Annotated in this window: 5 protein-coding genes and 2 pseudogenes; 2 read left to right on the top strand and 5 right to left on the bottom strand. The window is 57.8% G+C overall.

The window, feature by feature from the left end:
- The first annotated feature begins 15 nt into the window (after positions 1-15).
- Entirely contained in the window at positions 16-219 is a 204-nt protein-coding gene (locus tag RBA40_RS10410; protein ID WP_306647826.1) for a hypothetical protein, read from the top strand.
- Between the two features lie 289 nt (positions 220-508).
- On the opposite strand, the gene istB is transcribed toward RBA40_RS10410, so the two are convergent.
- Both istB and istA read right to left on the bottom strand, forming a co-directional pair.
- Complete coding sequence (gene istB / locus RBA40_RS10405; RefSeq protein ID WP_306647825.1) at positions 509-1,297, bottom strand: IS21-like element helper ATPase IstB; 789 nt, start codon at positions 1,295-1,297, stop codon at positions 509-511.
- A gap of 8 nt (positions 1,298-1,305) precedes the next feature.
- Positions 1,306-2,826 carry an IS21 family transposase gene (gene istA / locus RBA40_RS10400; RefSeq protein WP_306647831.1) on the bottom strand — a complete coding sequence of 507 codons (1,521 nt, stop codon included), beginning with the start codon at positions 2,824-2,826 and terminating at the stop codon, positions 1,306-1,308.
- A gap of 186 nt (positions 2,827-3,012) precedes the next feature.
- Between istA and RBA40_RS10395 the strand changes: the two are divergent.
- Positions 3,013-3,351 (top strand): annotated as a pseudogene (locus tag RBA40_RS10395) (integrase core domain-containing protein); the annotation flags it as partial.
- 63 nt (positions 3,352-3,414) lie between these two features.
- Here RBA40_RS10395 and RBA40_RS10390 read toward each other — a convergent pair.
- The 3 genes and pseudogenes from RBA40_RS10390 to RBA40_RS10380 all read right to left on the bottom strand — a co-directional run bounded on the left by RBA40_RS10390 (position 3,415) and on the right by RBA40_RS10380 (position 6,152).
- Entirely contained in the window at positions 3,415-4,002 is a 588-nt protein-coding gene (locus RBA40_RS10390) for a YdcF family protein (protein WP_306647824.1), read from the bottom strand.
- A gap of 166 nt (positions 4,003-4,168) precedes the next feature.
- Positions 4,169-4,599: pseudogene (locus RBA40_RS10385) on the bottom strand (transposase); the annotation flags it as partial.
- A gap of 137 nt (positions 4,600-4,736) precedes the next feature.
- Positions 4,737-6,152 (bottom strand): FAD-binding oxidoreductase, encoded by a 1,416-nt coding sequence (locus RBA40_RS10380; RefSeq protein WP_306647823.1) that lies wholly within the window; start codon positions 6,150-6,152, stop codon positions 4,737-4,739.
- Positions 6,153-6,991: the final 839 nt, after the last annotated feature.

The raw sequence follows: 6,991 nt of genomic DNA, 5'->3' as shown, positions 1-6,991 counted from the left end.
TAGGCATTGGGTGATATGCAATTGCGCCTGGCGCGGTGGCATGATGCGGAACAAACCTTCCGAAACGATTTAACTATCAATCCTCGCAGTGCTTGGGCTTTGCGCGGCATGAGCCGTGCCTTACTTGGCCTCGGCAAGAAAGCTGAAGCGGCAAAAATTGAACATGATATGGCTACGGCCTGGCCGCTGGCTGATCCTCAATTGCGTCGAGTCCGTTGAAACTTCAAGGCTCACACATGTAGAAACGACTTTCGTCGGAACAGGCGCTTTGTTAGCACTTAAACGACGATCTGATGATTTTCAACATAAGCCTATAGTCCGCTTTGGGGCGACAGCTGTCGTTCCAAGAGTTGCCGGAAGCGCCCCAGATTGTCTGAAGTCGGGCTTTGGGAGCCAACCCGGAAGCCGACCAAGGTAACGAGGGGAAACTCACGCCGGCTTGGTCCGGAATGAGTCTCTCCCCTCACATATATTAACGATATAAACGATTTATGTCGTTAGTCAACACTCATGGCGGCGCCGCCTTGCGCCCCTTTTCGGTTGTCGGTTTGGACGCTTCTGACGCAGATGGCAGGGCACGATAGCTATCCCCGTCGAGCACGAGCTTGTAAGCGCCATGGCGCAAGCGGTCCAGGGTGGCCGCGCCGATCATCTTGTTGGCCGCGAAGGCGGCGCCCCATTCGTCAAAGTGGAGGTTCGATGTCAGGATCGTCGCCGTTCTCTCGTATCGTTCGGCAATTAGGTCGTGGAAATCCTCGTCCTCGGGCGGACGAAGCGGTTTCAGCCCAAAGTCATCGATGATGAGCAGAGCGACTTTACTAAGGTATTGCAGGCGCCGTTCGTACGTGCCCATCGCTTGCGCGGTGCGCAGGCTGGCCATCAGCTGGGTCTGGGTGATGAACAGCACATCATAGCCATGGCGCGCGGCGGCGTGGCCCAGGGACTGCGCGAGGTGGCTCTTTCCTGTGCCGCAGGGGCCGGAGATGAGCACGGCTACTTTCTCGTCGATGAACCGGCAGGTGGCGAGGTCATGGACGGCGGCTCGGTTCAAGCCGGGCAAGCGGTTGAAGTCGAACCCGTCGAGTGTCTTCTCGTTGCGGAAGTTGGCGCGGCGCATGCGCTGCGCCAACTTCTTCTGGCCGCGGCGGGCGATTTCGTCATGAATGAGCAGACTCAGGAATTCGGTGAAGGCCAGCTTGCGGTCGATGGCTTCGCGGTCGCGTGCCTCCAGCGAGTCTAGGATGCCGGAAAGGCGCAGTTGTTTGAGCAGGGAATTCAGTTCTGGAATTGGATGCATGGTCGCTCTCATTGAAGGATAGTGTTTGTGGCGCGGTAGAAGCGACCGCCCTCGGTGTAAGTGCTGGCCAGGGCGTCGAACGCCGCCAGCAAGTCTTGCTGGTCGAGTCCTTTCTCAAGGATGCGCCTGACGACGTTGAGACCCGGCGTGCCGTAGTGGTTGGCGCGCGAGCAGGCCGCCTCCAACCTGACGGCGCCATATTTTTTCTGCACCCCAAGCACGCCCTGCACGGCGCGCATGCGGATCAGTACTTTATCCCCGAACATGGCGCGGATCATGGCCGCGCATGCCGGGCCCACCCTTTCTGCCTCCGCCATGCACCATTTGGTGTCTTTCAGGAGCCAGGCCTGTGCCTCCGGCGGCATGTGGTCGGGTACGGTCTTGCGCTCGCCCCGGTGCTTTAATCGCACATGGGTGGCAACCGGCTCATGCTCCAGGTACATCGTCACCACGGCGTCGCTGGCTTTGAGCCATAGTGCCTGGCCGACCAGCCGGAACGGCACGGAGTAGTAGTTGTGCTCGAACTGCACATGGGTATCGCGGTGGACCTTGACCTTGAGCCAGGTGGCCAGCTGGGGCGGCACATCGGGCAAAGGTTTGAGCGAGCTCCTCTCAACGTCGACGAAGCGCTTCAGCGGTGCCACGCGGGTCGTTCCGTGGATGCGGTTGCCCGCCTGTCCCATCACCCATTCGTGCAGTTGTCGATTGGCGTCTGCCAGGTCGCGGAACTCGCGCAGTGGCAGGAAGCTGCCCTTGATGTACTTAACGCCCGACTCCACGATCCCTTTCTTTTGCGGATCCCTAGGCGGGCATGGATCGATCCTAAAGTCATATCCTTCGGCGCACTCGCCATACGAACGCTGCACCTCCGGCTCATACACGCAGGCCCGCGTAATCGCGCACTTAGCGTTGTCGATCGTGACGCGTTCGACAACGCCACCGAACCACTCGAAGGCACGGCGGTGGCACCCGAGCCAGGTGCCCACGGTCTGGTCGCGCACGAATTCGGCGTACTGGTGGCGTGACCACGCGAGTGTCATCACGAAGAACCACGTCTTGAAGATTTCCCCGGTATGCACGTCGGTGATCGGCGGGCCCGCGCCAAAGTCGACCTGGACCGCTTCGCCAGGCTTGAACTCCAGCCGCAGCGGCACGTCGGCCACCTCGTCGACGACCAGCTGATGCAGAAATCGGTACACGGCCAAGTAGCTGCCGGTGTAGCCGTGATTGCGCACCAGCGTGGCGTGAATGGTCGTTCCCTGAATGCCGGCGGCGTACCAGTTGCCGATCTGCGCCCGCCACGGTTCCAACGTGGAAATGCAAGTGCTCGGCAGCGGCTCCTTGCGTACCAGCGCCGATGCGAGAATTGCGTCGTCCGGCAGTGCCGTGTCGGGTGCAAGCCAGCCGCGTGCGCTCGCCAACTCGCGAACCTGGGCAATCTTCTTGCGCCCCATGGTCTTCGACCGGGCTATCTCCCGGTCTGAATTTCCCTGACGCATGCGCGTCAAGATGTGACGGTATAGATACATCTCGAACCTCCGTTTTGTCACGGCTTCTCCCAGGCGACATGCCGGGAAGTCTAGCCGATCAATGAAAGTTCGAGCCCCTGAAACTGGCGCCTTAACGCCGACGATCAAGTGGCGCCAATACGCCGCCGATGAATTGGCGCCATTACGGCGACGATTTGGTGGCGCCTGAACGCCGACAACGAAATGGCTCCAGGATTGATCGTTCATTCAGACCGCGGCAGCCAGTACGCCAGCGCCCAGTACCAAGCGAAATTGGCCAGCCACGGTTTCATCTGCAGCGTGAGCCGCAAAGGGAACTGCTGGGACAACGCCGTGGCAGAACGCTTCTTTCTGAATCTCAAAATGGAACGCGTGTGGCAGCGGTCGTACGCCAACCACGCCGAGGCCAAGATCGATAGCGCCGCCTACATCGTTGGCTTCTATAACAGCGAACGTCTGCACACAGTTCTGGGCAATCTGCCGCCCTCCGTCTACGAACGGAACATGGCAGCAGTAAAACCCATCGTAGTGTCCGAATTTACTTGACCACTACAGTCTCAGGTATCGCACGAGCCCGGCACGGTGTCGGATGAATAAATCAGGGCTTCCCTAGTGCCCCATCACAAGATAGTGATGATAGAAGTAGAGCTCGCGAAGAAGAAACGGCGCACGAGTCGAAAAGCTTCGATACCGCGTGGTTGGAGTTGCGGACGTGACAGCCTCGATACCAAGATCGTCAGCCATTTTCTTGGCTCTTCGGAGATGGAGCGGGTCACTGACGATAATGGCACTGCGAAGACCGCTCTGGCGCATGATGCCGAGGGCCTCGCCAAGATTTTGGTGCGTCGTGTGTGACTGGGTTTCCGTGTAAATGTCGGACAAGGGCACACCGGCCTGGGCAGCGTACTTGGAAGCAACGGTACTTTCGGCAAACTGGGCTCCCGGACCAGCTCCTCCAGTAAAGATGAGTTTGCGGACAAGGCCGCGCCGATAAAGGTCGAGGGCATGCCGGATACGTTCTTCAAACACCGGTGAAGGCGTGGCCCCATATGCGGCAGCGCCAAGAACGATTGCACAATCCGACCGGGCAGGAAGATCGCGGTCCTTGAATGAAGCGATTGCATACACGCACCAGCATATCCAAAGACTAGCCAGCGCAAGCAACAAAAGTTTCGGTTTAATGAAGCGGCTTTGCATGCAATTAACGTGAAGTGGGCGTCAATCTTGACGCTACAAAGGATAACCCCATGACGCGTAGACCCGGCATTCTCAACCTTGACGAAGCAAGAGTTGTATCGGATCAGTGCTAACACCAAGGGGGCGTTTCTACCCACAAACCAGGGTCAGTAGGGCCTTCAGCGTTCAGTCGCTCATCGTCCTGTGCGCGCCGGCATGGCGGGCGCTCCACTGCCGCATAGAAGCCGCTGCGCGACACATCAAAGACACGGCACAACAGGCCAAGTGGATAATCGAGTCGCACCGACTTTATGAACGCGTACCGGGCAGCGACTCCCTCGCAAAGTACGCGGTGGCCTTTTTTAGCACTTCCTTCTCCATGCGCTCGACGGCCAGGTCCTTGCGTAGCTTCGCCACCTCGGCTTCAAGCTCAGCGACGCTACGGCTGCCTGGCGGTGCAGTCGGATCGCTACCGCGCTTGGCCGCGCTAACCCAGTTCGCCAATGTCCCCTTGGGGATGGCGATTCGTTTCGCCGCTTCTTCCAACGTCAAGCCTTGCGCAAGCACCAGCTTGACGGCTTCCGTACGGAACTCCGGCGTGTATGTCGTTAATTTCATAAGTTCACTCCCTTTGACAAGTTTATCAAATAGAAGTGTCCACAGAGCTCAGGTTACCTCAGCCGATACCGCCCTGAACAAAAATTCACCTTTCAATCGTCAACCTGAAAAGCTCAAGCTAAGCGAGCGGCGCCCAATCAGAGGTATTTCGCCCACATCGCGTTTGAGAATTTTCCATCAGGGTCCACCGTCCGCTTCAAGCGTCGGAGCGCTTCAATTTCGGGATATGCCCGTGCAAATTGGGCTCTCGTAGCGTGCAACTGATAGGGGAGATAGTACCGTCCGCCATACCGCAATGCCATCTCGATCATTGCCCGCGTCCACTCACCCACGGCGGCACATGCAGCTGCATTGGTCTTTTGCTTGTAATACACGACGAACGAAAATACTTCCTCTTCAGCCCATGGCAGAAGTGGAACTGGATCAGGGTTTGCGTGTCGCACAGATACGCTCAACACTTGCGCACGATGCTGAAGGATCAGCGCTGCCATTGCTCGGGTAAAGGAGTCGAAATGAACTACTGGAATAAAGTATTCCTGCAGGGCATAAGTGGAAGTTGCGCGCGATGGTGGTTCTAGTTCGCGCACGTCCAGGCTGGCCTCGTGGTTACGCCATTTTACCGTACCTTGCGAGCGAAACAGAGGATGCAATACGTGTCGGACCAAGAAATCACCACCCGGCACCTCGGTGGCCACTTGTAGCGCGCTTTGGCTAAGTCGATAGGACAGGCCGCGTGGGACCAGACGCGCCGATTCGGTCAACGCTTTGCCGGTGCGGCGCCACGAGACGGCTACTGGTTGATCGAAACGAGGCGGTAGCAGGTCTGCGTTATGCATAATGACATCGGCCGCATCGCGCACGTGACGGGTGAAGTACGCACGATAGGTTGCTAGCGTGAGCGGCACAACTAGGCGTTCGATACGGCAGTTCTCCGTCAATTCAAGTTCAATCTCGGTGATGACGCCGACAGCGCCGTATCCGCCGATAGCGGCGCGAAATAGTTCGATGTTTTCATTGGCACTCGCGTCGACGATCGAACCATCGGCGAGCACAAGGCGCAGCGATCGCACCGTGCTCCCTACCGGACCGGTATCAGTGTATCGCCCATGCGCATTGACGGAGACGGCGCCGCCAATCGTGAAGTTCGAAAAGCTTTGCATGCTTTTCACAGCCAGTCCAGCGGGATCGAGTGTGTCTTGCAGGTCACGCCAGGTCATGCCTGCCTGTACCCTCACCGTGCGCGCTGTCGGGTCAAAGTGCAGTAACCGATCCATCCGCCGCATGTCGAGGTGCAACCCAAGGGCGACGGCAGTCTGGCCGCCCATGCTGTATCGTCCCCCGCCGACTGCCACTTTTCCTGTCCATCCTAAGACTTCACGCGCTACTTCTTCGGTAGACAATGGGACGACGATGCGGGCTACTTCGACGGGGTACAGCTGGCTGACGTTGGAGATCCCGAACGTAGGCCGGGCCAGCACCGAAACGTGGCAGAGTGAGAGCAGCCCCGCAGACCCTAATGCCTGGGCTAGGAAAGTGCGGCGAGTCGTCGACATAAACATTGGGCGTAGCAAGCAGGATGCGACGTTTACCGGCGCCGCGCATGCTTGCAATGTGGTGAAGAAAACCACTCTAGCACCGAATCGTTACCCGGCCGCTCAGCGCTTTGTCCTCATGTTTCAAGTTCGTCAAAGTGCTCCATTGAGTAGCGTTGGTTGATACCTGCTCGATAGCGGATTTTTTCCAGGTTCGCATTTGACCAGCGCACGTTCAAATGACTTGGAACAGCCGATTTCAGGCTATGTTGCCGCAAAGGCCAACATTCCCGACCTCGACCGCGCCTGTCCGCTTGCCCCGAAGCCGACAGTCGAACGCATTGCATAGTCGCGATAGTGTGAGGGAGATTCGTTTACCTGTGCGCGACAGACGACGCAATGGCATTGTTCTTGGGAACACGTTACGCAAATTCTCCAGGCGTTATTGCGATAATAACCCCGGTTTTGGCCATCCCAAATTCGGTTGCAGTTACGGCAGACTCCAAACGATCTGACCGTTTCCGCCTGTTCGCAGATCTCTGAGCAGTACCTTCACCAACCTGGTGCTTGCCCGCAGGTTCCTTGGCCGGCAGCAAACCCAAGTTGCGTCCTGAGTGCGGCGGACGGGAGAAAATTCGTTCGAATCCGTCAATTTCGTGCCTTCAGTGGCGAATTTCTTTCTGAAATCTGCCATGTCGTGCCGTGCAATCCACCTCTCAAACCATTCGCCGAAATCATTCAAGGAACGCTGTTTAAGTTTTTCCCGCGCTTTTTCCCGCGAAGGCGAATTGCCTGCCGCAAGCGCTCTCTTTGCCTCGTTTAGCTTTTCGCGTGCTTCGCTGAGCGTAAGTCCCCCAACG

Source organism: Massilia pseudoviolaceinigra, assembly GCF_030846505.1.
Lineage (GTDB): Bacteria > Pseudomonadota > Gammaproteobacteria > Burkholderiales > Burkholderiaceae_D > Telluria_A > Telluria_A violaceinigra.
This window is presented reverse-complemented; position numbering and strand designations above follow the sequence as displayed.